Annotated in this window: 24 protein-coding genes and 1 riboswitch; of the genes, 14 read left to right on the forward strand and 10 right to left on the reverse strand. The window is 66.1% G+C overall.

Translation table 11 applies throughout. The features are described 5' to 3' along the window. Nucleotides 1–30 precede the first annotated feature (30 nt). From pyrE to LFT44_RS02475, 4 genes are all read left to right on the forward strand, one after another. Entirely contained in the window at nucleotides 31–615 is a 585-nt protein-coding gene (gene pyrE, locus LFT44_RS02460) for an orotate phosphoribosyltransferase (protein WP_200830744.1), read from the forward strand. Between the two features lie 119 nt (nucleotides 616–734). After that, nucleotides 735–1,481: a GAF and ANTAR domain-containing protein gene (locus LFT44_RS02465; protein ID WP_236800897.1), complete on the forward strand. Its 747-nt coding sequence runs from the start codon at nucleotides 735–737 to the stop codon at nucleotides 1,479–1,481. A gap of 81 nt (nucleotides 1,482–1,562) precedes the next feature. Next, nucleotides 1,563–2,183: a hypothetical protein gene (locus tag LFT44_RS02470; protein ID WP_236800898.1), complete on the forward strand. Its 621-nt coding sequence runs from the start codon at nucleotides 1,563–1,565 to the stop codon at nucleotides 2,181–2,183. A 68-nt stretch (nucleotides 2,184–2,251) separates the two neighbouring features. Beyond that, nucleotides 2,252–3,292, forward strand: a complete 1,041-nt coding sequence (locus LFT44_RS02475) for an alpha/beta hydrolase (RefSeq protein WP_236800899.1) — start codon at nucleotides 2,252–2,254, stop codon at nucleotides 3,290–3,292. Here the strand turns inward: LFT44_RS02475 and LFT44_RS02480 are convergent. Continuing rightward, nucleotides 3,289–4,125, reverse strand: a complete 837-nt coding sequence (locus LFT44_RS02480) for an HAD-IIA family hydrolase (protein ID WP_236800900.1) — start codon at nucleotides 4,123–4,125, stop codon at nucleotides 3,289–3,291. The two genes, LFT44_RS02475 and LFT44_RS02480, sit on opposite strands and share 4 nt — an antisense overlap. 70 nt (nucleotides 4,126–4,195) lie before the next feature. Here LFT44_RS02480 and LFT44_RS02485 point away from each other — a divergent pair, with 70 nt between their 5' ends. The 5 genes from LFT44_RS02485 (at nucleotide 4,196) to LFT44_RS02505 (ending at nucleotide 7,850) form a co-directional block, all read left to right on the forward strand. After that, entirely contained in the window at nucleotides 4,196–4,855 is a 660-nt protein-coding gene (locus tag LFT44_RS02485; RefSeq protein WP_236800901.1) for a TrmH family RNA methyltransferase, read from the forward strand. A gap of 234 nt (nucleotides 4,856–5,089) precedes the next feature. After that, nucleotides 5,090–5,701: a hypothetical protein gene (locus LFT44_RS02490; RefSeq protein WP_236800902.1), complete on the forward strand. Its 612-nt coding sequence runs from the start codon at nucleotides 5,090–5,092 to the stop codon at nucleotides 5,699–5,701. A gap of 409 nt (nucleotides 5,702–6,110) precedes the next feature. After that, nucleotides 6,111–7,130, forward strand: a complete 1,020-nt coding sequence (gene fbaA / locus LFT44_RS02495) for a class II fructose-bisphosphate aldolase (protein ID WP_236800904.1) — start codon at nucleotides 6,111–6,113, stop codon at nucleotides 7,128–7,130. Further along, nucleotides 7,131–7,553, forward strand: coding sequence for a DUF3151 domain-containing protein (locus tag LFT44_RS02500; RefSeq protein WP_236800906.1), 423 nt, complete (start codon nucleotides 7,131–7,133; stop codon nucleotides 7,551–7,553). 156 nt (nucleotides 7,554–7,709) lie between these two features. Continuing rightward, the gene (locus LFT44_RS02505; protein ID WP_236800908.1) at nucleotides 7,710–7,850 is read left to right on the forward strand and encodes a hypothetical protein; all 141 of its coding nucleotides are present in this window, start codon (nucleotides 7,710–7,712) and stop codon (nucleotides 7,848–7,850) included. Nucleotides 7,851–7,861: 11 nt separating this feature from the next. Here LFT44_RS02505 and LFT44_RS02510 read toward each other — a convergent pair whose 3' ends face one another. Together LFT44_RS02510 and LFT44_RS02515 are read right to left on the reverse strand one after the other, a co-directional pair. Continuing rightward, nucleotides 7,862–8,491: a uracil-DNA glycosylase gene (locus LFT44_RS02510; protein WP_236800910.1), complete on the reverse strand. Its 630-nt coding sequence runs from the start codon at nucleotides 8,489–8,491 to the stop codon at nucleotides 7,862–7,864. A 204-nt stretch (nucleotides 8,492–8,695) separates the two neighbouring features. Continuing rightward, nucleotides 8,696–9,904, reverse strand: a complete 1,209-nt coding sequence (locus tag LFT44_RS02515) for a cobalamin-independent methionine synthase II family protein (RefSeq protein ID WP_236800911.1) — start codon at nucleotides 9,902–9,904, stop codon at nucleotides 8,696–8,698. Nucleotides 9,905–9,917: 13 nt separating this feature from the next. After that, a riboswitch (SAM riboswitch) is annotated at nucleotides 9,918–10,022 on the reverse strand. A 216-nt stretch (nucleotides 10,023–10,238) separates the two neighbouring features. Here LFT44_RS02515 and LFT44_RS02520 point away from each other — a divergent pair. The 5 genes from LFT44_RS02520 (at nucleotide 10,239) to LFT44_RS02540 (ending at nucleotide 15,195) form a co-directional block, all read left to right on the forward strand. Then, nucleotides 10,239–11,321: a M14 family zinc carboxypeptidase gene (locus LFT44_RS02520; protein ID WP_236800912.1), complete on the forward strand. Its 1,083-nt coding sequence runs from the start codon at nucleotides 10,239–10,241 to the stop codon at nucleotides 11,319–11,321. Between the two features lie 247 nt (nucleotides 11,322–11,568). Continuing rightward, entirely contained in the window at nucleotides 11,569–12,858 is a 1,290-nt protein-coding gene (locus LFT44_RS02525) for an adenylosuccinate synthase (RefSeq protein WP_142131297.1), read from the forward strand. 172 nt (nucleotides 12,859–13,030) lie between these two features. Continuing rightward, a complete protein-coding gene (locus LFT44_RS02530; protein ID WP_236800913.1) occupies nucleotides 13,031–13,417 on the forward strand; it encodes a YegP family protein in 387 nt (128 codons plus the stop codon). Nucleotides 13,418–13,699: 282 nt separating this feature from the next. Further along, on the forward strand, nucleotides 13,700–14,251 hold the full coding sequence (locus tag LFT44_RS02535) for an RNA polymerase sigma factor (RefSeq protein ID WP_236800914.1): 552 nt from the start codon (nucleotides 13,700–13,702) through the stop codon (nucleotides 14,249–14,251). After that, nucleotides 14,248–15,195, forward strand: a complete 948-nt coding sequence (locus LFT44_RS02540; protein ID WP_236800915.1) for a hypothetical protein — start codon at nucleotides 14,248–14,250, stop codon at nucleotides 15,193–15,195. Before LFT44_RS02535 ends, LFT44_RS02540 begins: the two co-directional genes overlap by 4 nt. A 61-nt stretch (nucleotides 15,196–15,256) precedes the next feature. Here LFT44_RS02540 and LFT44_RS02545 read toward each other — a convergent pair whose 3' ends face one another. The 7 genes from LFT44_RS02545 to LFT44_RS02575 all read right to left on the reverse strand — a co-directional run bounded on the left by LFT44_RS02545 (nucleotide 15,257) and on the right by LFT44_RS02575 (nucleotide 23,258). Next, entirely contained in the window at nucleotides 15,257–15,751 is a 495-nt protein-coding gene (locus LFT44_RS02545; RefSeq protein WP_236800916.1) for a CoA-binding protein, read from the reverse strand. Continuing rightward, nucleotides 15,748–17,094 (reverse strand): O-acetylhomoserine aminocarboxypropyltransferase/cysteine synthase family protein, encoded by a 1,347-nt coding sequence (locus tag LFT44_RS02550; protein WP_236800918.1) that lies wholly within the window; start codon nucleotides 17,092–17,094, stop codon nucleotides 15,748–15,750. The genes LFT44_RS02545 and LFT44_RS02550 overlap by 4 nt, the downstream gene beginning before the upstream one ends. After that, nucleotides 17,094–18,341 (reverse strand): dimethylsulfone monooxygenase SfnG, encoded by a 1,248-nt coding sequence (gene sfnG / locus LFT44_RS02555; RefSeq protein WP_236800920.1) that lies wholly within the window; start codon nucleotides 18,339–18,341, stop codon nucleotides 17,094–17,096. Before sfnG ends, LFT44_RS02550 begins: the two co-directional genes overlap by 1 nt. Next, complete coding sequence (acs, locus tag LFT44_RS02560) at nucleotides 18,338–20,338, reverse strand: acetate--CoA ligase (RefSeq protein ID WP_236800922.1); 2,001 nt, start codon at nucleotides 20,336–20,338, stop codon at nucleotides 18,338–18,340. Before acs ends, sfnG begins: the two co-directional genes overlap by 4 nt. Continuing rightward, the gene (locus LFT44_RS02565; protein ID WP_236800923.1) at nucleotides 20,329–21,231 is read right to left on the reverse strand and encodes an ABC transporter permease; all 903 of its coding nucleotides are present in this window, start codon (nucleotides 21,229–21,231) and stop codon (nucleotides 20,329–20,331) included. Before LFT44_RS02565 ends, acs begins: the two co-directional genes overlap by 10 nt. Further along, nucleotides 21,231–22,283: an aliphatic sulfonate ABC transporter substrate-binding protein gene (locus tag LFT44_RS02570; RefSeq protein ID WP_236800924.1), complete on the reverse strand. Its 1,053-nt coding sequence runs from the start codon at nucleotides 22,281–22,283 to the stop codon at nucleotides 21,231–21,233. Before LFT44_RS02570 ends, LFT44_RS02565 begins: the two co-directional genes overlap by 1 nt. Before the next feature lie 159 nt (nucleotides 22,284–22,442). Continuing rightward, on the reverse strand, nucleotides 22,443–23,258 hold the full coding sequence (locus LFT44_RS02575; protein WP_236800925.1) for an ABC transporter ATP-binding protein: 816 nt from the start codon (nucleotides 23,256–23,258) through the stop codon (nucleotides 22,443–22,445). Between the last annotated feature and the right edge of the window lie 165 nt (nucleotides 23,259–23,423).

The raw sequence follows: 23,423 nt of genomic DNA on the forward strand, positions 1-23,423 counted from the left end.
ACGGCCCGGCCACCCACTAAACTTGAAGCCATGACTTCGCCCACTGACACTGCGGTAGACACCGCAGCTGCCCGCGCCCGACTGCTCGAACTGATCAAGGAACTCGCCGTGGTCCGCGGCAAGGTGATCCTCTCCAGCGGGGCCGAGGCCGATTACTACATCGATCTTCGCCGCATCACGCTGCACCACGAGGCGTCCAAGCTGGTGGGCCAGGTCATGCTGGCGCTGGCGGACGACGCCGGGATCGACTTTGAGTGCGCCGGCGGGCTGACCATGGGCGCGGACCCCGTGGGCACCGCCGTGATGCACGCCGCCGCCGACGCCGGCCGCACCGTTGACGCGTTCGTGGTCCGCAAGGCGCAGAAGTCCTACGGCATGGGCCGCCAGGTTGAAGGCCCGTCCGTCGAGGGCCGCAAAGTGCTGGTCCTGGAGGACACCTCCACCACGGGCGGGTCCGCGCTGACGGCGGTGGAAGGCGTCCGGAAAGCCGGCGGCAATGTCGTGGCGGTAGCCGTGATTGTGGACCGCGACACCGGCGCCAAGGAAAAGATTGAAGCCGAGACCGGTGTGCCCTACCTGTTCGCGTTCGGCAAGGACGAACTGGGTCTGGACTAGCCAGAGGCGTGGGCGCACGCTGCCAGCCATTGGCTGCTGTGTTGGCGCTGATTTATGATGTGCGTTAACACTTTTCAGTTGCTTGGAGACCACGCATCTTGCTCCCCCCAGAACAGCCCTTGAGCGCGACCGACCAGGTGCAGAACCTGATCCTGGAAAGCGCTGATTTTGAGGATTTCCTTAACGAACTTGCCCGGTTCTCTGCCCACCAGATGGCAGGGGACGGTGACGATGCCCTGTGCGGCATCACTTTGCTCCGCGACCGCAAGGCAGCCACCATTGGCTGGAGCAGCCCCTCCGCACGGGAAGTGGACGAAATCCAGTACTCGCTATCCCAGGGTCCGTGCCTGACTGCCGCGAAGGAAGAACGGGAAGTCTACGTTCCGGACCTGCTGCAGGAGGACCGCTGGGGCCCCGATTACGCGACGGCGGTTGCCTCCTATGGGCTGCGTTCCGTCTTTTCCCTGCCCTTCAACCTGCAGGGGGAAGCCAGGGCAGCCCTGAACCTCTACTCAGACGTCGACCACAAGTTCGACGGGCAGGCGGCGGAGAGGGCCAGGGACTTCACCCGGGAGATCTCGCAGGCCCTGCGCCTGGCCGTCAGGTTCTCCCTGCACGCGGACAGCGCGACCAACCTCAAAGCCACCCTCGAATCGCGCACCATCATCGACATCGCAGTGGGCATCGTCATGGCGCAGAACCGCTGCAGCCAGGAGGCCGCCGTGGAAATCCTCACCGAGGCGTCAAGCAACAGCAACACCAAGCTGCGGGACATCGCCAAGTCGTTGGTTGATTCGGTGGGCGGCGCCGGAACGCGCACCTACTACCAGGAGCCGGGAAAGGTCGGGTCGGGCCCCGGCGCGTGAGGGCGGGTTGTGCGGGGGCTCCCACGGGGGTTACGCTTGCGGAGGTTGAGCCGTCGGCCATAGACCTCTTTTGGAGTACCTATGGACCGCGCATTAGACGCACTCGTTAACCTGGATGTCCCTGCCGACATCGTCCGGATTGAAGTCCGGGGGGCCCTTCACCACGACACCCGTGCTGAACTGGTCCGCATCATCCGCCGTGTCCGGAGGATGGGCATCCGCTGCCGCATCTGCGTTGACCTTTCGCAGGCCGAGCTTATTGAGTCCTCCGCACTGGCAGGGCTTCGGACAGATCTCAACGCTATTGCCACCAACTCATTGCTGGGGGCTCCTTCCGCCTCAGTGGGACTTCAGCTCGCGCCCGCCGCGCATGACTGGGCCCCGGAGGACGCCGGCAGCCGCCAGCCGCTCCTGATGGACGACGACGTCCGTGAGCTTTTCCCCGGCGGCGATTTTGCCGGCGAGTTCCCCCAGCTGCCCGTCATGTGGATCGAGGAACTGTACGGCCGCCCGCTGGCCGAATACACGGACGAGGAACTGCTCCAGGGGAGTGACGCGGTCTTCGCGCTCCTGGACACCCCGGGAGCCCTCGACGGCGCGGACCTGCTGGGCCGCTACAACGACATCGGCCTGGAAATCCTCCGCCGCCGGCAGGAACCCCACGCGCCGTTCCCCGCTGCGGAAGGGCGAGCTGCCAGCTGACCTCCCGTCACTAAACGTTTACCTCCGCCCGTTGCGGCGGTAACTTTCCCTGGGCTTACGGTAGGAGTGTGCCGTATGAGGGGGAGGTTGGTCCGCAGGGCCGGCGCTGGGTCTCAGACGCCCGGCTGCTGGCGGACGCGGCTGCCCTGAAGCGCTTTTCGCGGCGCAGCTTCCTGGCCGGTGCGGGGGCGTCCGGACTGCTGGCGGCGGACATGCTGGTAACCCGCCAAGTGCAGTCGCAGCGCCGCAGCACCAGGATCCTCACGGTGGCCGACGACTTCGCCGACGCCTACTATCCGGACGCCAGCTGGTTCTTGTTCCCGGGCTACAAAACCAGCTGGGAAGAGGCTCAGTGGATCCTCAACACCATGCGGGGCTCGCTGAACAAGCGGGCCCGGCTCGCCGCCGTCGGATATTCCAACCTGGGCCTGAACATCACCGAGGTGGTCAACGCCATCACCGACTACGTTGCCGCGGAGAAGATCACCAAGCTGTTCTTTTACGGACACAGCTTTGGCGGCATGCTGGCAACGCAGGTGGCTGCGCGGCTGCTGGCCTTGCAGGAAATCCAGGTACAGTTCATCCTCCTGGACTCCAGCCCTTACAGCGCGCACGACGTCCTGGACCAGAGCTGGTTCGACGGCGTGGTGTTCCTCTATGAGAGCGGTGTCAGGTTCCCGTCCACCCTCCGTGGCGGGTATGAACTGGGGGAACGGATCATCCACAAGGACGAACGGAGCTGGCGCCAGATCCTGAACCAGACGCTGGAGCAGTTGTCGCCGATCGCCCCGTCCAATGTCCTGGTCCAGACGGAGTCCGCCTACATCTACCACTTCGAGGGAAGCCAGTTTGCCGGCCATCTTGGCACAGCCAAGATGGCCTACATCGGCAACCCCAAGGACGGCACAGTGGACTACGAGACCGCGTCCGAAACCTGGGCCGTGGTGTTCAAGGACAACATGGTTTCCAGCAACCTGCAGACCATCGGGGCTGCCCCCGCGCACGCCAGCCCGGGCTGGAATCCGCAGATCTACCGGCCCCTGTTGACGGAACTGCTGGACGAGTACTTCCCCTTGCCCCGGGGCGGTTCCCGGGTCAGCATCTTCTAGATCTGGTTCTTCAGGTCCGCCACCGAGTTCAGCACCTGGTTGGGCCGGAACGGGTATGCAGCGATGTCGTCCTTGTGCGTGATGCCGCTCAGGACCAGGACCGTGTGCAGCCCTGCCTCCATGCCGGCAATGATGTCCGTATCCATCCGGTCACCAATCATGGCGGTGGTTTCGGAATGGGCGTCGATCTGGTTCATCGCTGAGCGGAACATCATGGGGTTCGGCTTGCCCACGATGTACGGCTCGCGGCCCGTCGCCTTGGTGATCAGGGCCGCGATGGCGCCGGTGGCGGGCATCGGGCCGTCCTTGGAAGGGCCCGTGGCATCGGGGTTGGTGGCGATGAACCGGGCACCGGCGAGGATCAGGCGGATAGCCATGGTGATCGCTTCGAAGGAGTACGTGCGGGTCTCGCCGAGCACCACGAAGTCCGGGTTCTGGTCGGTCAGGATGAAGCCCGCCTCGTGCAGCGCCGTCGTCAGCCCTGCCTCGCCGATCGTGTAGGCGCGGTTCCCGGATTCCGAGCCCCCGGCGGACACCTGGTCCTTCAGGAACTGGGCCGTGGCAAGGGCCGACGTCCAGATGTTCTCTTCCGGAATCTCCAGGCCGGAAGAGCGGAGGCGGGCGGCAAGGTCGCGGGGAGTGAAGATGGAGTTGTTGGTCAGCACCAGGAAGCGCTTTGAGGTATCCACCCAGCGCTGGATCAGTTCCGCGGCTCCCGGGATGGGCTGGTTTTCGTGGACCAGGACGCCGTCCATGTCCGTCAGCCAGCACTCGATCTCCTGGCCGCTGCGGTATACCGCCGGGTTGCCTGTTACCTCGTCTGCTTCTGCCATGCCTGCCTCCGCCTGTGATGGTTGCCCGAAGAGTCCAGTCTAGTGTTGAAGGGTGAACCAAACGCCCGGCATGACAGACGAACCCGACCACGCGCCCGGGGAGGCCGAACCCGCAAAGGCGGAGGTCGGCGTCGGGCCCTGGGAAGGGGAACTGCCCGAAGGCGACCACTGGGACCCCGACCTCCTTGCCGACGGCGACCGGCGCAACGTCCTGGACAAATACCGCTACTGGAAGCACGAGGCGATCGTCGCGGAACTGGACTCCCGGCGGCACAACTTCCACGTGGCCATCGAGAACTGGCAGCACGACCTGAACATCGGCACCGTGGTCCGCACCGCCAACGCCTTCCTCGCCAAGGAAGTTCACATCATCGGTCGACGGCGGTGGAACCGGCGCGGCGCCATGGTCACCGACCGCTACCAGCATGTTCGCCACCACCCCACCGTCGAGGACTTTGTCCAGTGGGCGCAGGGGGAAGGGCTGGCGATCATCGGGATCGATATCTTCCCGGACTCGGTGCCCCTGGAAACGTACGAACTGCCCCGCGACTGCGTGCTGGTCTTCGGACAGGAGGGGCCTGGCCTCACCCCGGAAGTCCACCACGCCGCCGTCGCCACCCTGTCCATCGAACAGTTCGGCTCCACCCGGTCCATCAACGCCGCCTCCGCCGCCGCGATCGCCATGCACGCCTGGATCCGCCGGCACGTCTTCAACCAGCACGTCTCCTAACCCCGCGAGATGGCACTTAACGGCAGTCGCGGAGCCGATGATTGCCGTTAAGTGCCAACTCGCGGGTCCGTCGTCCGCGAGCCTGTGGATAACCTCTGCGGGGCCTCCCTAACGCGCCAGAATGGGGGCATGCGCAGGGCCAGCCTTCCAGAGCATTTGACCACAGGAACTTTTTCGCGGCGTGCTTCCGACAAGGCGGGGGTCACGCGCACGCGAACCGCGGCGAAGGATCTGGTGACCGTTTCGAGGGGCATCCGGATGCCGGCCCACTCCGGTGCCGCCGGTGCTGCAGCGTTGCGCGCGTACACAGACCTTGATGACACGTCCACTCTGACGTCCCTCTCTGCCGCACATGTCTGGGGAGCGCCGTTGCCGCCAGGGCCGGGCGGCGACTGGCGGATCCATCTGGCCCGGCGGCGCGGATTCAGCTTTCCACGCCGCTCCAACGTCGTCGGCCATCTGCTGTCTTTCCTGCCGGACGAGGTAGCGGAGTACGACGGCGTCAGGGTCACCTCGCCTGCACGGACCTGGCTGGACCTGGCCCCTGTGCTGGCCGTGCAGGACCTTGTGGCCGTTGGAGATTACTTGGTGTGCTCCCACGGGCCCGGCTTTCCGCGTCCGAGGGAGGCGCTGTGCGGCCTTGACGCACTCCGGTACGTCATCAGCAGGCATGGGGGCATGCGGGGCATAAAGACAGCCCGGGAAGCGATCGAATTGGTGCGGGTAGGCGCCGACTCCGCCCCGGAAACACACATGCGGCTCGCGCTGATTGACGTCGGCTTGCCGGAAACCGGTCCTGAACCACGTCCTGTTCGACCAAGGGGGGCTTCCTTCGCTCTGGCCTGACGCTGCCTATCCGCAGTGGGGCATCGCGCTGCAGTACGACGGCGGGCACCACGCAGGGGAGGAGCAGCACCTGCGGGACATGGAACGGTACGACCGGACTCTGGCACTGGGGTGGCTTGAAGTTCGCATCGGCAAGCAACACCTGGAAGGTGACAGGCCCGCCGTCGTACGCAAGGTGCGGGAGGCGCTGCAGAGCCGCGGCTGGACGCGAGATGGCAGATGACGGCAATTCCCGCCCCCGGCATTGCCGTCAAGTGCCATCTCGCGGGGGTGGGTGGAGGTGGTAGGTGGGCCGGTGGGGCGTAACCCAGAGCACTCCCGGCCCGCTAATGGCTAGGATGGTGCCAAGCCGTAAGCGGTCTACTTGAGGGTCTTCCACCCACAGACGAAACTCAGCAGAGGAGCCAGCATGCCCATTGCAACCCCAGAGATCTACTCCGAAATGATCGACCGTGCGAAGGCGGGCGGCTTCGCATACCCGGCCGTGAACGTCACGTCCTCGCAGACGCTTAACGCAGCCCTCCGTGGCTTCGCCGAGGCCGAGTCCGACGGCATCGTCCAGGTTTCCACCGGCGGTGCGGCCTACTGGTCCGGCGCGTCCACCAAGGACATGGTGGCCGGTTCCCTGGGTTTCGCGGCTTTTGCCCGCGAGGTTGCCAAGAACTACGGCGTGAACGTCGCCCTGCACACGGACCACTGCCCCAAGGACAAGCTGGACGGCTTCGTCCTGCCCCTGCTCGAGGCTTCCGAAGCTGAGGTCAAGGCCGGCCGCAACCCGCTGTTCAACTCCCACATGTGGGACGGCTCCGCCGAGACCCTGCAGGAAAACCTGCGGATCGCCCGTGACCTGCTGGCCCGCACCGCGGCTGCCAAGATGATCCTCGAGGTTGAAATCGGCACCGTCGGCGGCGAGGAAGACGGCGTGGAGAACGCCATCAACGACAAGCTGTACACCACGGTTGAGGACGCCCTGGCTACGATCGATGCCCTGGGCGCCGGCGAGAACGGCCGCTACATCACCGCCCTCACCTTCGGCAACGTCCACGGCGTCTACAAGCCCGGCGGCGTCAAGCTGCGCCCGGAGATCCTCAAGGACATCCAGGCCCAGGTTGGTGCCAAGATCGGCAAGGAGAACCCGTTTGACCTGGTGTTCCACGGCGGCTCCGGCTCCTCGGACCAGGAAATCGCGGACGCTGTTTCGTACGGCGTGATCAAGATGAACATCGACACCGACACCCAGTACGCCTACACCCGCCCGGTGGCGGACCACATGTTCAAGAACTACGACGGCGTCCTGAAGGTTGACGGCGAAGTGGGCAACAAGAAGACCTACGACCCCCGTGTCTGGGGCGCCTCCGCCGAAGCCGGCCTCGCAGCCCGCGTGGTGGAAGCCACCAAGCAGCTCGGCTCGGCCGGAAAGACCTTCTAGATGTCGGACGAGTTCCGCCGGAACCTGATGGGGCCGGAGCCCACGCTCCTGCCCGCCGAAACCGAGGTGTACGGACAGCTGGAGGCCGGTCAGGAAGCCCTGGACCTGGTGGAAAGGCACCCCACGTCCTCGCTGCTGTGGGCCATCCTGGCCGAGGAAGCATGGGCGGAGGGGCGCACCATCGACTCCTACGCCTACTCTCGGGTGGGCTATCACCGCGGCCTGGATGCGCTGCGGCGCAACGGCTGGCGCGGCGTCGGACCCATCCCGTGGGAGCACGAGCCCAACCGGGGGTTCCTGCGCGCGCTCTACTCCCTGGGCAGGGCGTCGGCCGCCATCGGTGAGGCGGACGAACCGGAGCGGATCGAGAAGTTCCTCAACGATTCCGACCCCAAGGCAAAGGCAGCCATCGAAGGCTCCTAAGTCCCCACCGAGGGTTCCATATATGACGACGGCGGGCGGTCACCTTTTGGCGAAAAGGTGACCGCCCGCCGTCGTCCCTGGACTGGAATGCGCCGTCCCTGATTTCGGTTAAAAGAATCAAAGGGCTAGAGGAAGAAAGGAGGAGCTGCGCGAAGCGTGGGAAAGCAGGAAAAAGCGTGTCTCAGGTTCTGTGACTACTACTCCTGGATGTCGTACGCCGACTTCACCACCTGGGTTGAAGCCGAAGACGAATCGGCACCGGGAATTTCGTTTACCGACTCCGATGCCACAGGCTGAGCGCCGACGATTCAGGGCTTCGCGATGCCGGTCCGGGCCATGGCGTCTGCATACGCCGTCCGCATGTCCTCGAGGAACTCCTCCTGGCGTGCAGGGGAACCGGCGAACGCGCGGCCGCTCAGCGAGCGGACCTTGTAGGTCTTCAGGCCGCGGCGCCACAGCAGGGGAACCTCGGTCTTCAGCAGCAGGTTGGCCAGGCGGTTGGCTTCGGTGCCGTGCGCCACGATGACCGATGCGCGGGGGACCAAGGCCAGGAACTTCAGCAGGGGTTTGAGGCCGGCCTGGACCTGGTCCGGGGTGAACTTCCCGTTGGCTTCGCCGGGAACGTGCCAGGGGTGGACGTTCCAAGGCATCACGAACTCGGGGCGCAGGCCCAGCTTCCACTGGATGCCCAGCATCCGGGTTGCGGCGTCCTGGTCGCCGGCGGTGATGAAGCCGGACGGATCCGCCTCGCCGATGTTGGAGTAGAGGCTGATGATGCGGCATTCCTCAACGTCGTGCATGGGGTCGACGTAGGGGACCACGGTTCCTGGTTTGGTCTCCCGCAGGGAATCGCAGAGTTCGTTGACGGCTGCAACGCTGGGTTCGTAGCGGCGGCTCATGAGCTGTTCGTGGAATGTTTCGGGGGCCAGGGCTGTCATGAAGTGCTGGTTCTCCTGCGGGGATTGGCGTTGCTGCCGCCGGCAGATGAGGGCGCGGGCAAGCGCAAACGCATCAGCAGCGGTTGGTTGGGGTGGGCCGGACCTCGCCGGCCTTCCCCAGTTTAGCAAGACCCGGGAAGCGAAACGCCGGCCGCCCCTTTCCGGTGATGGAAGGAACAGCCGGCGCCCCGGATGGCAAGCGGATTACCAGAGCCGGTTGGTGGCCCGACGGGCGCCCTCGCCCAGCGCTTCCAGCTTGGCGAAGGCGATCTGCGGGTGCACCCGGCCGCCCAGGCCGCAGTCGGTGGAGGCAATGACGTTCTCCCGGCCCACCACGTCGGCGAAACGCACGATGCGGTCCGCCACCAGGTCAGGGTGCTCCACCACGTTGGTGGCATGCGACACGACGCCCGGAATGATGACCTTGCCCTCGGGCAGCTTGGTGTCCTCCCAGACCCGCCATTCGTGTTCATGGCGCACGTTGGCGGCCTCGAAGGAGTACGCCCCGGCGTTGACCTGCAGCACGGAGCCGATAATGTCCGCGAAGGGGATGTCCGTGGTGTGCGGGCCATGCCAGGATCCCCAGCAGACGTGCAGCCGGATCTGTTCCTGGGGGAGATCCCGGAGGGCCCAGTTGGTGGCCTCGATGCGCAGTTGGATGAACTTCAGGTAGTCCTCCAGGGAGGGCTCGGGGTTGATCTGGTCCCAGCTCTCGGCCAAGGACGGGTCATCGAGCTGCACGGTGAGCCCGGCGTCGATGATCGCCTTGTATTCCTCCCGCATGGCGTCGGCGCAGGCGTAGACGAGTTCCTCGTCGGACTTGTAGTACTCGTTGGCTACCCTGGCGCAGGAGCCGGGGGAGAGGGACGCCACGAAACCGTCTGAGAGGCCTGCGGCGGCCAGTCCGGTCTTCAAGTTCCTGATATCCGATGCCACCAGATCCTGGCCGGTGTAGGTCAGGGGCCCGGCGATCTTGGGCTGGGCGACGCTCTTGCGGTGGGTGAGGATGCCGGAGGAAGGATCGTTGTACGCCTCGTTGAACGCCTGCCGATCCCGGCGGTCGGGGAAGGACGTCAGGACCACATGGCCGGGTGACGAGCGGCGGACCCCGGCTTCGGCCCAGCGGTCCACATTGGTGGGCTCCAAGCCGCCGAGGCGTGCGAAGGAGTAGTTCCACCAAGCACCGTAATCCACGGAACTGGACATGGCGTGTCCGTATTCGCCGTCGTTGGGGATGTCGATGCCTAGGTCCTTCTGGCGCTGCACCACGTCCACCACGGAGGCCTCAAGCAGTTGGAGGAATTCCGGGGTGATGCCATCGGCTTCCTTGGCGGCGTTCGCCGCGATGAGTTCCGGGGTGCGGGGCAGGGAACCGGCGTGGGTGACGCGGATGTGGTCGGTGTTCAGTGACATGCTGGAATCTTCCTTTCCATCGGTCCTGGCAGTAGCACCTTCGGCCGGCAGGAATCCTGCCGGACCGGGGTTGCTGCGGCGTCATCGAGCCAGGTCTCTCGGCCGCTCCGGATGGTTCCCTCCCACTTAAATCGAGACGCTCCACGCGGGCAAGTCCGGTCCACTTTGTGTCGCGCCAGGCAGGCCTTCTTTTACTTCTGCGCTCCTGTTTGCATCCTTACAGGTTTCGTCCAGTATATTGACAGATTATGTCCAGCTTGGTTGGCTTCTTGTCACAGCCGAATGAGGGACATGGCGGCTGCCACCCACTCGACCCAAAGAACCACCGCACTCAATGAAGAGGTCATGCACCGTGAACAAACCCCTGGCAAACCTCAGGAACCTTGCCCTTTCCGGCGTTCTGGCGCTCGCCGTCGTGGCGGGACCGGCCCCGCTGGCAAATGCAGTGGGCGAGGGCCCCAGCTATGACGGCAACGGACAGATCACCACAACAAAGCTGGCCACTTATGACCAGATGGTTTCCTTCCTGAAGGACCAGGACGCCCGCCAGCCCGCCATGGAACTGGAAGTCATCGGCCAGACCGTCAAGGGCCGCGACATCCACCTGGTCAAGTACATCTCGGACCCGGCCAAGCCCACCATCCTTTACCTGACCCAGCAGCACGGCAACGAACAGCTCACCACCGAGGGCGCCATGGAGTTCATCAAGCACCTGGGCGCCGGCAAGTCGGCGGACATCCTCAAAGGCGCGAACATCCTGGTGGTGCCCATGCTCAACGCGGACGGCGCCATGGGGGACGTGAACTTCTCCCTGGACAACTACCTCGCCAAGGGGGACCGGCACCTCACCCGCTACAACGCCGAGGGCGTGGACCTGAACCGCGACCACGTGGCCAAGATCCAGCCGGAGACCCAGGCGCTGCACAACAACGTGATGCGCAAGTACCGGATCGACTACATGATCGACCTGCACCACCAGGGCACCCGGGCGGAGCGCGACGGCAAGCTGGTTTCCGGCTCCATCCTGTACCCCACCACCCCCAACGCCGACCCGGCCGTCGTCGAAAAGTCCAAGCAGTTGGGCGCCGTGGTCTTCAACAACGTCGACTCCACCGGTTGGGGCCACCTGGGCAAATACCAGGGCGGCAGCGCCGAAACCATCAGCCGCAACGGCATCTCCGTGGAATACGGCATTGCCACCTTGCTCTTCGAGATGCGCGGCATGTCCGACCACTACCTGGACGGCTACGCACTGGGCCAGCGCAGCAACGGCTATCTGATCAAGCAGACGGTCACCACGCTGACGTCCACCGCCGCCGCCATTGCTGACGGTTCGATTGCCGACGCCGACATTTCCTTCTGGGACACCCTCGCCGAGCAGACGTCCCGGCCCGCCGGGGAGGCTGAGGACGAATAGCAGCGCGGCGGCGGTTCTGACCAGGCCCGCCGCGGCCCTTCCCGCATGACGGGCCGCGGCGGGGCCAACAAAGGACCAAGTGCCCCATCGGCTAAACTTGGGTGGTAAGAGCCCCGGAACTCTTCCTTCGCCGTGCCGTGCTGCGGCTGTGTGAAGGCCGGTATGTTCGGGGCATTCTCATGAACGGTGCTGCATGGCCCGCCACCTCGTGGCAACCCGGCAGCCCGAACGAATGGGGGAGGATCCCATGCCAGCAATTGTGATCGTAGGAGCCCAGTGGGGCGACGAAGGAAAAGGCAAGGCCACCGACCTGCTCGGCGGCCGTGTTGACTACGTCGTCAAGCCCAACGGCGGCAACAACGCCGGGCACACCGTCGTCGTGGGCGGTGAAAAGTACGAACTCAAGCTGCTGCCGGCAGGCATCCTCAGCCCCAATGCCGTTCCCATCATCGGCAACGGCTGCGTAGTAAACCTCGAGGCCCTCTTCCAGGAAATCGACGGCCTCCAGGCCCGCGGTGCAGACACCTCCAAACTGCGCGTCTCCGCCAATGCCCACCTCGTGGCCCCGTACCACCAAGTCCTGGACAAGGTGACCGAACGCTTCCTCGGCAAGCGTGCCATCGGAACCACCGGCCGGGGCATCGGCCCCGCCTACATGGACAAGGTGGCCCGGCTGGGCATCCGCGTCCAGGACGTCTTCGACGAATCCATCCTCCGCCAGAAGGTGGAAGGTTCGCTGCGCCAGAAGAACGAGCTCCTGGTCAAGGTCTACAACCGCCGGAGCGTGGTGGTGGACGAGATCGTGGAGTACTTCCTGTCCTATGCCGAGCGGCTCCGCCCTCTGGTCATCGACAGCACCCTGGTCCTGAACTCCGCCCTGGATGAGGGCAAAGTGGTGTTGATGGAGGGCGGCCAGGCCACCTTCCTGGACGTGGACCACGGCACCTACCCGTTCGTGACCTCCTCCAACCCCACGGCCGGCGGCGCGTCGGTGGGCTCCGGCATCGGGCCCACCCGGATTTCGCGCTCCATCGGCATCATCAAGGCCTACACCACCCGCGTTGGCGCCGGACCTTTCCCCACGGAACTCTTCGACGAGATGGGCATGTACCTGCAGAAGACCGGCGGCGAATTCGGCGTCAACACCGGGCGCCCGCGCCGCTGCGGCTGGTACGACGCCGTTCTGGCCCGCCACGCCTCGCGCGTGAACGGTTTCACGGATTACTTCGTGACCAAGCTGGACGTGCTCACCGGCATCGAACAGATCCCCGTATGCGTGGCCTACGACGTGGACGGCGTTCGGCACGATGAGATGCCCATGACGCAGACCGAGTTCCACCACGCCAAGCCCATCTTCGAGTACTTCGACGGCTGGACCGAGGACATCACCGGCGCCCGCACCCTTGCGGACCTGCCGGAGAACGCCCGGAACTACGTGCTGGCGCTGGAGAAGCTCTCCGGCACCCGCTTCTCCGCCATCGGCGTGGGCCCGGACCGGGACCAGACCATCGTGGTGAACGACCTCATCAACGACTAATCCGCGCTTAGAGCGCAGGATAACGACGGCGGCAGGCCACCTTTGCAGGTGGCTGGCCGTTTGCTTTGGCGTGGGGAAGCAATTTACACAGGCTTAACGCGGCCGGTCTTGTGAGGCGGATGGTGGGGAAGCCACACTCGGTAATACCCTTGGTGCCCAAGGAAGGACCGTCATGGCTGGAAAATTCGAAGCATTCATTGATGCTGATTTGTTCTTCCGGTTCCGGCTCCTGGCTGCTGACGGGGGAGTGATCGCGGTCTCGGGACCCTACGAGGACAAAGCGTCGGTGGCAGCCGGGATCGCCGCGGTACGCGAATGTGCCGGCACCGGCCTGGTCACCGACCTGTGCCCCGCGGGAGCCCTGACCCGTCCCGGGGCCGCAACCCCGGCAATCCCGCCCGCTGCGGCTGCTGCCGCCGGTGCCGCTGAGCCGCCTGCCGTCGTCGCACCTGTTTGCGCCGAAGAGCGCATGCCCGCCAGGGTGCATGCTTTCGCGCCGGCGAAGGCGCCCCGGCGGCAGGCGGCCACCCCGCGGTGGACCAGGGCAGCAGTCCGTTGAAAAAATTTTGGAAGTTTTTTTGAAAACGCGTAACCCTCCCGGCAGCGTCGGCGATTACCCCTATGAAGTGCCGGTCTGGAACCTGTCCCCCATCACGTTCCAGACCGGCTCTTTTGTCTTTCCCAACGTGTAGCTTCCCCCGGCGTGACCCCGCACTGGCCCGTCCACGGGGCCGTGGCGGTTCCGGCGGGGTGGTTACCGAAGGGTAGAGTGGGGCCAGCGTTCCGGATGTACTGAGCGCTTGCCTTGCCAACACCCTCTTTGACGGAAAGCACTACGTCAGTGACCGATGCACAGACAGACGAGGCTCCGGACCAGCCAGTTTCCGGGACCGCTGCCTTCAGCCTCGTCTACAAGACATACGCATCACAGGTACTGGGCTATCTCACGGCCCGGGGAGTCGAGGATCCGGAGGCCGCCATGCAGGAAGTATTCCTTTCGGTGCTGCCCAGGCTCAACACCGTCCACGGAGGAGAAGCCGGGCTGCGTACGTTCATCTTCTCCGTTGCCCACGCCCGGATGGTGGATGACTACCGCCGCCAAAGCCGGACTCCAGTCAAGCTGTCTTTCGAGCCCGAACTCGATCAGCGCGAAGATACCTCTGCGGAGAATGAAGCCCTGCACCGCATCTCGCCCCGGGAAGTCCTTGGGCTGCTGGACGGACTGCCCCAGGACCAGCGGGAAGTGCTGTCGCTTCGGCTGGTGGGCGGCCTTTCGATAGAACAGACGGCGGAAGCCATGGATAAGAGCGCCGGAGCGGTAAAACAACTGCAGCGGCGCGCCTTGCTCAAACTCCGGGAACTTAAGGCAGTGAAGGAGTATCTCACGCCATGACATCCGCCTCGGATAACCTCGCCACCCTTGTGGACGACGTGCTTCAGGACGCAGGCTGCGGCCAGGACGCGGAACTTCGTGACGTGCTGCTCTCGCTCGGCACCATGGCATCGCTGCCCGTCCCCGCGCCCACCGGGGAGCTGGCCGCCTTGCTTGCTGCGGGTGTGCCGCCAACGGCTGAAGTGCCTGATTCGGATGAGCCGACTGCTGAGCTGCCGCACGAGCAGCCCCGTGACCAGCGGCACGACGAACTCGCCCGCCGCCGTCGCCGCCATCGCCCCACGGCGCTCGGTCTGGTACTGGTTGCCGGGATGGGACTCGGTGTTGGCGGAGTTGCTGCCGGCACCACCACCCCGGACGGCAGCAGCATGGAGCAAGTGCTGGAGGAGTGGGTTCCGTGGAGCCGGCCCGCCGCTGACGCGTCAGCCACCGGGGACGGTGCCGGGGCCGCCGGCGCGGGTCACGGTGCCCCCAAAATGGCGGCAGACGGGGAGACGGCTTCTTCCGCTGCTCCTGCCGGGCCTGCCGACGCCGCAAATTTGGCGTCACGCCTCCTGCGAGGCCACGCAGGCCTGTCCGGCCGCACCAACCTCCCGCCATGCACCGGCCCGGTAAGGCATGAATCCGAAACAGGTACAGCGAAGTGCGGTGCGACCGGGGATAAGGGTGCGTCGGGGGCAGCTGCACAGGACAATGGAGCCGGCGGCGGCAAGGACACCGCCGGATCGGCCGGGGCCGAAGGAACGGCAGTAGCGCCAAGCCCGCCAGGAGCGGGGAAAGCTGAACCGCCGGCAGGCAACAGCTCGGCCGGGGTCCCGGGGACCGCCGGTGCCGGGGCCCAGAAGTCGGCAGGCTCCACTGGTAATGCCGGGCAGCCAGCACAGGGCCAGTCACAGGGCGGAAGCCCGGGCAACGCCCAGAAGGGCGCCTCCCCGGCCAAATAGCCGTTAAAAAGAACAGCGGGCCCGTTGAAACGGGCCCGCTGTTCTCATTCGAGCGGAAGCTTCACGCCAGGACCTGGCGCTTGGAGGAAACCACGCCAGTATCGAAACCGGCCAGGTGGAGCCCGCCATGGAAGCGCGCATGTTCGATCTTCACGCAGCGGTCCATCACCACGTTGAGCCCGGCGGCTTCTGCGTCTGCCGCCACGCCTTCATGCCAGGACCCCAGCTGCAGCCAGAGCGTCTTGGCGCCCGCGGCCACTGCCTCATCGAGGACGCCGGGAAGGTCGTCGTGCTTGCGGAACACGTCAACGATGTCCGGGCTTTCCGGCAGGTCCGCCAGCGACGCGTAGGTGGGCTGTCCCAGGATCTCCTTGACCACGGGGTTGACGAAGTACACCTTGTAGCGCGTGGATGACAGCAGGTAGGTGGCCACGAAGTAGCTGGCCCGTGACGGCTTGTCCGACGCGCCAACAATCGCGATGGACTTCGCCTGCCGGAGCAGGGAGAGCCGTTCCGGTGCTGACGGGCCCGTCCAGGTACGTTCGGCGGTGCTCATGCGTTTGCTCCGATCGTGCAGGCTTCTGCGGGTTCTTCAGCGACGGCTCCGGGCACCGCTTTGGACGCCTCGGTGAGTGCCTGGTCCAGGTCCCACAGGATGTCCTCGATGTCCTCCAGGCCCACGGAGATGCGGACCAGGTCCTCCGGCACGCCGGCGGATTCCAGCTGTGCCGCGCTGAGCTGCTGGTGGGTGGTGGAGCCGGGGTGGATCACCAGGGTACGGGAGTCACCCACGTTGGCAAGGTGCGAGGCCAGCTGCAGCGACTCGATGAACTTCTGGCCGGCAGCGCGCCCGCCCTTGACTCCAAAGGAGAAGACCGAGCCGGGGCCGTGCGGCAGGTACTTCCGCGCCCGTTCGAAGTGTGGGTGCGACGGCAGCCCGGAGTAGTTGACATAGGCCACCCGGTCATCGTTTTCCAGCCACTCGGCCACGGCCTGGGCGTTCTTCAAGTGCTCGTCGAGCCGCTGCGGCAGGGTTTCGACGCCCTGGAGCAGCTGGAACGCCGACTGCGGCGACAGGGCAGGGCCGATGTCGCGCAGCTGCTCCGAGCGGAGCTTGGTGAGGAAGCCGTACTCGCCGAAGTTGCCCCACCAGGAGACGTTTCCGTAGGAAGCCACGGGCTCGGTCATGGTGGGGAACTTGCCGTTGCCCCAGTTGAAGCGGCCGCTTTCCACCACCACGCCGCCGAGCGTGGTGCCGTGGCCGCCCAGGAACTTCGTGGCGGAGTGGATCACGATGTCGGCGCCGTGCTCGATGGGCCGCACGAGGTACGGCGTGCTCAAGGTGGCGTCGACCACTAGGGGGATGCCGGCGTCGTGCGCCACCTTGGCCAGGGCGGCAAGGTCCTGGACTTCCGACGACGGGTTGGCCACCACCTCGACGAAGATCGCCTTGGTGTTGTCCTGGACAGCCGCGGCATAGTCCGCCGGGTCCGTGCCGGGGACGAACGTGGTGTCCACGCCGAACCGGCGCAGGGTCACGTCCAGCTGTGTCACCGTGCCGCCGTACAGCTGGGAGGCGGCCACGATGTGGTCGCCCGCCTGGGTGAGCGCGGCGAAGGTGATGAACTCCGCGGCCATGCCTGACGACGTCGCTACCGCTCCGATGCCGCCTTCCAGGGACGCGATGCGCTCCTCGAACGCCGCCACCGTGGGGTTGCCGATGCGGGAGTAGATGTTGCCGTACTTCTGCAGGGCGAACAGGTTGGCGGCGTCGTTGGTGTCCTTGAAGACGAAGGACGTGGTCTGGTAAATGGGGACCGCGCGGGCGCCGTGCTCGGCGTCCGGGGTGCCGCCGGCGTGCAGGGCGCGGGTGCGGAAACCGAAAGTACGCTCAGCCATTAGACAGCCACCGCCTCGGCAGCAACCGGGGTGCTGGATGGGCCCACGCCCGCAGGGTTCCCTGGCCGAGCTTGCGAGGTTAGGGGGCGGGTGGGGACGAGCTCGGTGCCGTTCTTGCGGGCCAGGTCCGCTTCCAGTTCGCGGACGATCGGCAGGATGTCCCGGCCGAACGCCGCCACCTCCTCCTGGAAGTGCAGGTAGCAGGTGAGGAAGAGGTTCACGCCGATCTTCTTGTACTCGACGATCCGCTCGGCGATCTGCTCCGGGGTACCGATCAGCTGGGTCTTGAACCCGTCGTTGTACTGGATCAGGTCCTCAAACGTGGAGTCGGCCCACATGCCTTTGCCGTCCTTGGTGGACGCCCCGGCCTCCTGCACCGCGTCGCGGAACCCCTGGACGGCGGGCTTGTGTGCCTTCTCGACGATCTCGCGCAGGGTGTCCCGGGCCTCCTTCTCGGAGTCGCGGGCAATAACGAAACCGTTCAGGCCGAACCTCGGAGCGGCGAGCTGCCCTTCGGTGCCGCGCCGGGCCTCGCCGGCCGAGGCGACAACACCGGCGATGTTCTCCTTGAAACCCTCCAGGTCCTTGCCGTTGGAGAAGTACCAGTCCGCCACCCGGCCCGCGGTGGCCTGGGCCGCCGTCGAATTGCCGCCGAAGAAGATCTCGGGGTGGGCGCGGCCGGGAACGTTGACCGGGGCGGGGTTCAGGGTGAAGTCGGTGATGTTGTAGTACTTGCCGGACTGGCTGTACTCCTGCTCGGTCCACAGGCCGCGCAGGACGTTGATGAATTCCTCGGTGCGGACGTAGCGCTCGTCGTGTTCCAGCCACTCCAGGCCAAAGTTGGTGAACTCGCTCTTCAGCCAGCCGGAAACGATGTTGACAGCAGCGCGGCCGTTGGAGATGTGGTCCGCGGTGATGATGTACTTCGCCAGGACACCGGGGTGCCACATGCCCGGGTGGACGGCGGCGATCACCTTGAGGCGCTCCGTGGCGGCGAGCAGGGCCAGGCTGAACGAGGTGGCCTCGTGCTGCTTGTCCGCTCCGTAGGAGGCGGCGTAGCGGGTCTGGGTCAGGGCGTACTCGAACCCGGACTCCTCGGCGATGCGCGCCAGCTTCTTGTTGTAGTCGAAGTCCCAGCCGGTGCGCTGTTCGATGGTGGATACCACCAGGCCGCCGGAGACATTGGGCACCCAGTAGGCGAACTTGAGCGGTTCGGAGAGACGTGCGACGTTGCTGATGTCTGTCATGATTCTTCCTTCGGTAGGGCCCGCTGCTGCAGGACTTCCTGGATGCCGGCGATGGCCGGCTCGTTCTGGAGTGAGGTGGTGTCGCCCAGCGGTGTTCCTTCGAACAGCTGGGTAAGCAGCCGGCGCATGATCTTGCCGCTGCGCGTCTTGGGGACGTCAGGGACCACGACGACGTCACGCGGCTTGGCGATGGGGCCGATCTCCTTTGCAACGTGGTTGCGGAGGTCCTCAGCGAAGGCGGCGGCGCTGGATGGGCCCACGCCCGCAGGGTTCCCTGCCCGAGCTTGCGAGGGGAGGGGGCGGGTGGGGACGACGAAGGCGACCACGGCATGGCCGGTCTTCGGGTCCGCCACCGGGCAGACGCCTGCCTCCACCACGTCCGGGTGCGAGACCAGGGCGGACTCGATCTCGATAGTGGAGAGCAGGTGGCCTGAGACGTTGAGGGTGTCATCCACCCGGCCCAGGATCCAGATGTCGCCGTCGGAATCGTACTTGGCGCCGTCGCCGGCCAGGAACCAGCCCTGGTCCGCGTACTTGCTCCAGTAGGAATCGAAGTAGCGGCGCGCGTTCCCCCAGACGGTCCGCGCGATGGCGGGCCCGGGGGAGTCAACCACGATGTACCCCTGGACGCCCGGCGCAACGGTGGCGCCGCCGTCGTCCACGATCCTGGTGCTGACGCCGGGCAGCGGACGGGCCGCGCAACCCGGCTTGAAGCTGGTGTCCGTGGGGGCGGGGGAGAGAATGGTGGCGCCGGTCTCGGACTGCCACCAGGTGTCCACAACCGGCGCTGTGCCCGCGCCCACGTTCTCCCGCAGCCAACGCCAGGCCTCGGGATTGACAGCCTCGCCCACGGTGCCCAGCAGGCGGATGGAGGAGAGGTCGTAGGTGTCCGGCACGCCGTCGGGGAACCAGCCCATCAGGGAACGGACCAGCGTGGGCGCGGTGTAGTACTGCGTCACGCCGTAGCGCTCGATGATCTCGAAGTGCCGGCCCGGATGGGGAGTGTTGGGCGTGCCCTCGAAGATCACCTGGGTGACGCCGTTGGACAGCGGGCCGTAGATCTCATACGTGTGGGCGGTGACCCAGGCGAGGTCGGCGGTGCACCAGTGCACGTCCTCATCCCGGAGGGTCGGGTCCGGGTTGCTGAACAGGTGCTCGAAGCTCCAGGACGCCTGCGTGAGGTAACCGCCGGAGGTATGCACCAGGCCCTTGGGTTTGCCGGTGGTGCCGGAGGTGTACATGATGAACAGCGGCGTCTCGGCGTCGAAGGCCTCCGGCTCGTGGACGTCCGCGGCGGTGTCGACGACGTCGTGCCACCAAAGGTCGCGGCCCTCGGTCATGGGGACGGTTGCCAGGTCGGCGGCCGGGGTGGTGCGGTTGACCACCAGGACGTGTTCGATCGCGTTCTCGCCGGCTACCGCGGCGTCGGCGTTGTCCTTGACGGGAACGGCTGTGCCGCGCCGGAACTGGCCGTCAGTGGTCACCAACAGCTTGGCGCGGGTGTCCTCCACCCGGAACTTCAGTGCCTCCGCGGAGAAGCCGCCGAAGACCAGGGAGTGGATGGCGCCGATGCGGGCCACGGCCAGGGTGATGATGATGGTTTCGGGGATGACGGGGAGGTAGATGACTACGCGGTCGCTCTTGGTGATGCCTAGGGCCAGGAGCGCGTTGGCTGCCTTGGACACCTCGCGCTGGAGTTCGGCGTAGGTGATGGACCGGCGGTCGCCCGGCTCCCCTTCGAAGTGGAGTGCCACCTTGTTGCCCCGGCCTGCCGCCACGTGGCGGTCCACGCAGTTGGCGGCCACGTTGAGCTTGCCGCCCTCGAACCACGTGATCTCCGGGCCGCGGCCCGCCTCCGGGTCTGCCGGGACCCAGCGGTGAGCGGTGTGCCAGCGGGTGTCCCAGTCCAGGCGCAGCGCCTGCTGCTCCCAGAAAGCAACGTTGTCCGGGTGCACCCCAGTGCTCTGGTCCAACGTTTCGGTGGTGCTCACGCCCATCGTTTCACCGCCCATTTTTCGGCCAGGCCCAGCAGGGCGTCGGTAATCTTTCCAATCACGGCCAGCATCACGATGGCCAGGAGCAGACGGTCTGTGCGGCCGTTGTTCTGCGAGTCGATCAAGAGGAAGCCCAGTCCCATGGAGGACGCGATCAGCTCAGCCGCCACCAGGAACAGCCATGCCTGGGCAAGGGCCAGGCGCAGGCCGGAGAACACGGCGGGGACGACGGCGGGCAGCTGCACGGTGGTCAGCAGCCGGATCCCCTTGAGCCCGAAGGCCCGGGCGGCCTCCACCAGGTTGCGGTCCACGTGGCGCAGCGCCAGGGAGACGGTGGTGAACACCGGGAAGAAGGCGCCGATGATGATGAGCGTGACCTTGGAGTCCTCGCCGATCTTCATCCACAGGATCAGCAGCGGCACCCAGGCCAGCGAGGGTACTGCCCGGAGTGCGCCGATGATGGGTGCCAGCAGGGCGTCGGCGATTTTGGAAAGTCCCACGGTTGCGCCGAGGACCAGGCCCAGGGCTGCGCCCACCAGGAATCCGATCAGGACCCGTTGGGTGGAGATAGCGATGTGGGTCCACAGCTCACCGCGGTCCACGAGCTCGCCCGCAGCGGACAGCACCATGGCCGGCGGGGGGAGCTGGACCACGGTGAACATCCCGCTGGTGGAGGCAAGTTGCCACGCTGCCAGCAGGGCCGCCGGAATGATCAGGCCAAGGGGCAGACGCGCCCAGTTCCTGGAAAGGACTCCGGCGGGAGACCATCCCGGTGCCGGAGCGGGTGCCGTGGCGGCGCCCGGCTGGGCGGCGTCTGCCGAGGTTGCGGTGGCGGCTGCAGCACGTCCATCCGCAACACTTGCGCCGGTGGTGTATGGCTCTCCTGGGTAGCTCATCAGGAGGCCTTGATGGCTGACGGGTCAGCCTTCTTCACCAGCGAGTCGTCGAGAAGGGAGGCCACGGCGTCGTCAATCTGCTTCTGCGTCTTGACGTCGCCGGTCTCCACGAAGGTGGGGCCGATCTTCTCCAGTACTTTGCGCTGGGCGTCACCCGGTGCCGGGTTGACGTCCAGGTTGCTGCGCTCCAGGACCACGGTCTTGGCCACGGGGAGGTCCAGACCGGCCACGTCGGCCAGGATCTGGGCGGTCTGGTCCGGGTTCTGTGCGGCCCAGGCGCGGGCCTTTTCGTAGGCGTTTACCACGGCCTGTGCCAGTTCCGGCTTGTTCTTCAGGAAGGATTCGGTGGCGTTGAGGAAGCCGTAGGTGTTGAAGTCCAGGTTGCGGTAGAAGAGCTTGGCACCCTTCTGCTCCGCTCCCGCCATGATCGGGTCCAGCCCGGACCAGGCCTGGACCGAGCCGTTCTCCAAGGCGGTGCGGCCGTCGGCGTGCTGCAGGTTCTGGACCGTCACGTCGCCGGGCTTCAGTCCGGCCTGCTCCAGTGACTGCAGGAGGAAGAAGTAGGGGTCGGTGCCCTTGGTGGCGGCGATGGACTTGCCCTTGAGGTCGGCCACGGACTTGATGTCTGAGCCGGCCGGTGCGACCAGGGCCGCCCACTCGGGCTGCGAGAAGATGTCGATGGTCTTGATTTCGGAGCCGTTGGCCCGGGCCAGGAGGGCGGCGGAGCCGGCGGTGGAACCGACGTCGATCGCGCCGGAACGCAGCGCCTCGTTCGCTTTGTTGGACCCGGCGGACTGTACCCAGTTCACGGTGACGCCCTGGTCCTTGAGGCTGGCCTCGAGCCACCCCTGCTTCTTGATGACCAGGCTCAGCGGGTTGTAGGTGGCGAAGTCGATGTTCAGGGTGCCGCCGCCCTTGCTGCTGCCGGCTGCGGCCGCGCTGCCGGAGGAACCTTCCCCAGCTACGCATCCGGTGAGTGCCAGGACCGTGGAGACGGCCAGGGCTGCTGCGCCAAGGACTGAACGGCGGGAGATGGGCGATGCGTGCGGCATTGGTTTCCTTCGAAAGCGGGATGGAACGGTGCGGAATTGTGCGGTGTGGAACGGGGGAGGCCAGGCTGCGCCCGCCAGGCGGTAAGGTCCGACGGCGGCGTGGGCCACCGGGGGCAGGTGAAGGCTTTAGGGGTGCCAGCGGCTCCTCGTCAGGAGCCTTCAGTGCCCGTCGACGCCCAGCGTTTCCAGGAGTGAGCTGCGCATGAGGGCGAGTTCGGCTGAGGCGCGTTCACGTGGCCGGCTGCCGGGCACCTGGACGGTCCTGACGATGGTTGCACCCTGCCCGGCGGAGTCGGGGCCGAGGACGATGATTCGGTCTGCGAGCTGCAGGGCTTCATCCACGTCGTGGGTGACCAGCAGGACGGTGGTGGGCTCTGCCCGGTGGATGTCCAGGAGCAAGTCCTGCATCTTGATCCGGGTGAGGGCATCCAGGGCCCCGAAGGGTTCATCAAGCAGCAGGACGCCGGGATTCCGGGCCAGTGCCCTTGCCAGGGAGGCGCGCTGCGCCATGCCGCCGGACACCTCGCGGGGGCGGTGCTTGGCGAATTTCTCCAGCCCCACCAGTTCCAGCAGGCGGGCTACCTTTGCCTTGCCTTCCTTGGCACTGCATCCGGTGGGCAGGCCGATGGCCACGTTGGCCTGCAGGGTGTGCCAGGGCAGCAGCCGGGGTTCCTGGAAGGCGAAGGCGCACCGGGGATCGATGCCGTGGACCGGGGTGTCCTCAATGACGACGGAACCGGCGCTCGGGAAGTCCAGGCCTGCCGTGGCGCGCAGGAGCGTGGACTTTCCGCAACCCGAGGGTCCCAGGATGGCCAGCACTTCTCCGGCTGCCACATCGAAGGTCACGTCCCGGAGGACGGTGTGGGCTGCGGTGCCGGCCCCGAAAGTGCGGCGCAGGTTCCTGAACGATACGGGGAGGGCAGGCGCATGGGCGGGGTTCGTCCCGGCAGGCCGGGACGACAAAACTGCGGTCATAGGATCACTCCATCGGTCCTGGCAGTAGCACCCTACGGAGGCAGCCTCGCCGGAGTGGTCAGTTCCGGTACCCACGGCTGCAATCCTTGCTATCGCCGGGGCTGTTGGGGAGCGTCCGGCGACCAGGGTTGCTGCGGCGTCATCGATCCAGGTCTCTCGGCCGCT

The organism is Arthrobacter sp. FW306-05-C (assembly GCF_021801725.1).
GTDB lineage: Bacteria > Actinomycetota > Actinomycetes > Actinomycetales > Micrococcaceae > Arthrobacter.

Coding starts and splice junctions, on each gene's coding strand:
- LFT44_RS02470 (WP_236800898.1), top strand. CDS start 1,563: ATGGACCGCGCATTAGACGCACTCGTTAACCTGGATGTCCCTGCCGAC.
- LFT44_RS02500 (WP_236800906.1), top strand. CDS start 7,131: ATGTCGGACGAGTTCCGCCGGAACCTGATGGGGCCGGAGCCCACGCTC.
- LFT44_RS02480 (WP_236800900.1), bottom strand. CDS start 4,125: ATGGCAGAAGCAGACGAGGTAACAGGCAACCCGGCGGTATACCGCAGC.
- sfnG (WP_236800920.1), bottom strand. CDS start 18,341: ATGACAGACATCAGCAACGTCGCACGTCTCTCCGAACCGCTCAAGTTC.
- fbaA (WP_236800904.1), top strand. CDS start 6,111: ATGCCCATTGCAACCCCAGAGATCTACTCCGAAATGATCGACCGTGCG.
- LFT44_RS02510 (WP_236800910.1), bottom strand. CDS start 8,491: ATGACAGCCCTGGCCCCCGAAACATTCCACGAACAGCTCATGAGCCGC.
- LFT44_RS02570 (WP_236800924.1), bottom strand. CDS start 22,283: ATGCCGCACGCATCGCCCATCTCCCGCCGTTCAGTCCTTGGCGCAGCA.
- LFT44_RS02545 (WP_236800916.1), bottom strand. CDS start 15,751: ATGAGCACCGCCGAACGTACCTGGACGGGCCCGTCAGCACCGGAACGG.
- LFT44_RS02550 (WP_236800918.1), bottom strand. CDS start 17,094: ATGGCTGAGCGTACTTTCGGTTTCCGCACCCGCGCCCTGCACGCCGGC.
- LFT44_RS02575 (WP_236800925.1), bottom strand. CDS start 23,258: ATGACCGCAGTTTTGTCGTCCCGGCCTGCCGGGACGAACCCCGCCCAT.
- LFT44_RS02525 (WP_142131297.1), top strand. CDS start 11,569: ATGCCAGCAATTGTGATCGTAGGAGCCCAGTGGGGCGACGAAGGAAAA.
- LFT44_RS02520 (WP_236800912.1), top strand. CDS start 10,239: ATGAAGAGGTCATGCACCGTGAACAAACCCCTGGCAAACCTCAGGAAC.
- LFT44_RS02540 (WP_236800915.1), top strand. CDS start 14,248: ATGACATCCGCCTCGGATAACCTCGCCACCCTTGTGGACGACGTGCTT.
- LFT44_RS02565 (WP_236800923.1), bottom strand. CDS start 21,231: ATGAGCTACCCAGGAGAGCCATACACCACCGGCGCAAGTGTTGCGGAT.
- LFT44_RS02485 (WP_236800901.1), top strand. CDS start 4,196: ATGACAGACGAACCCGACCACGCGCCCGGGGAGGCCGAACCCGCAAAG.
- acs (WP_236800922.1), bottom strand. CDS start 20,338: ATGGGCGTGAGCACCACCGAAACGTTGGACCAGAGCACTGGGGTGCAC.
- LFT44_RS02515 (WP_236800911.1), bottom strand. CDS start 9,904: ATGTCACTGAACACCGACCACATCCGCGTCACCCACGCCGGTTCCCTG.
- pyrE (WP_200830744.1), top strand. CDS start 31: ATGACTTCGCCCACTGACACTGCGGTAGACACCGCAGCTGCCCGCGCC.
- LFT44_RS02530 (WP_236800913.1), top strand. CDS start 13,031: ATGGCTGGAAAATTCGAAGCATTCATTGATGCTGATTTGTTCTTCCGG.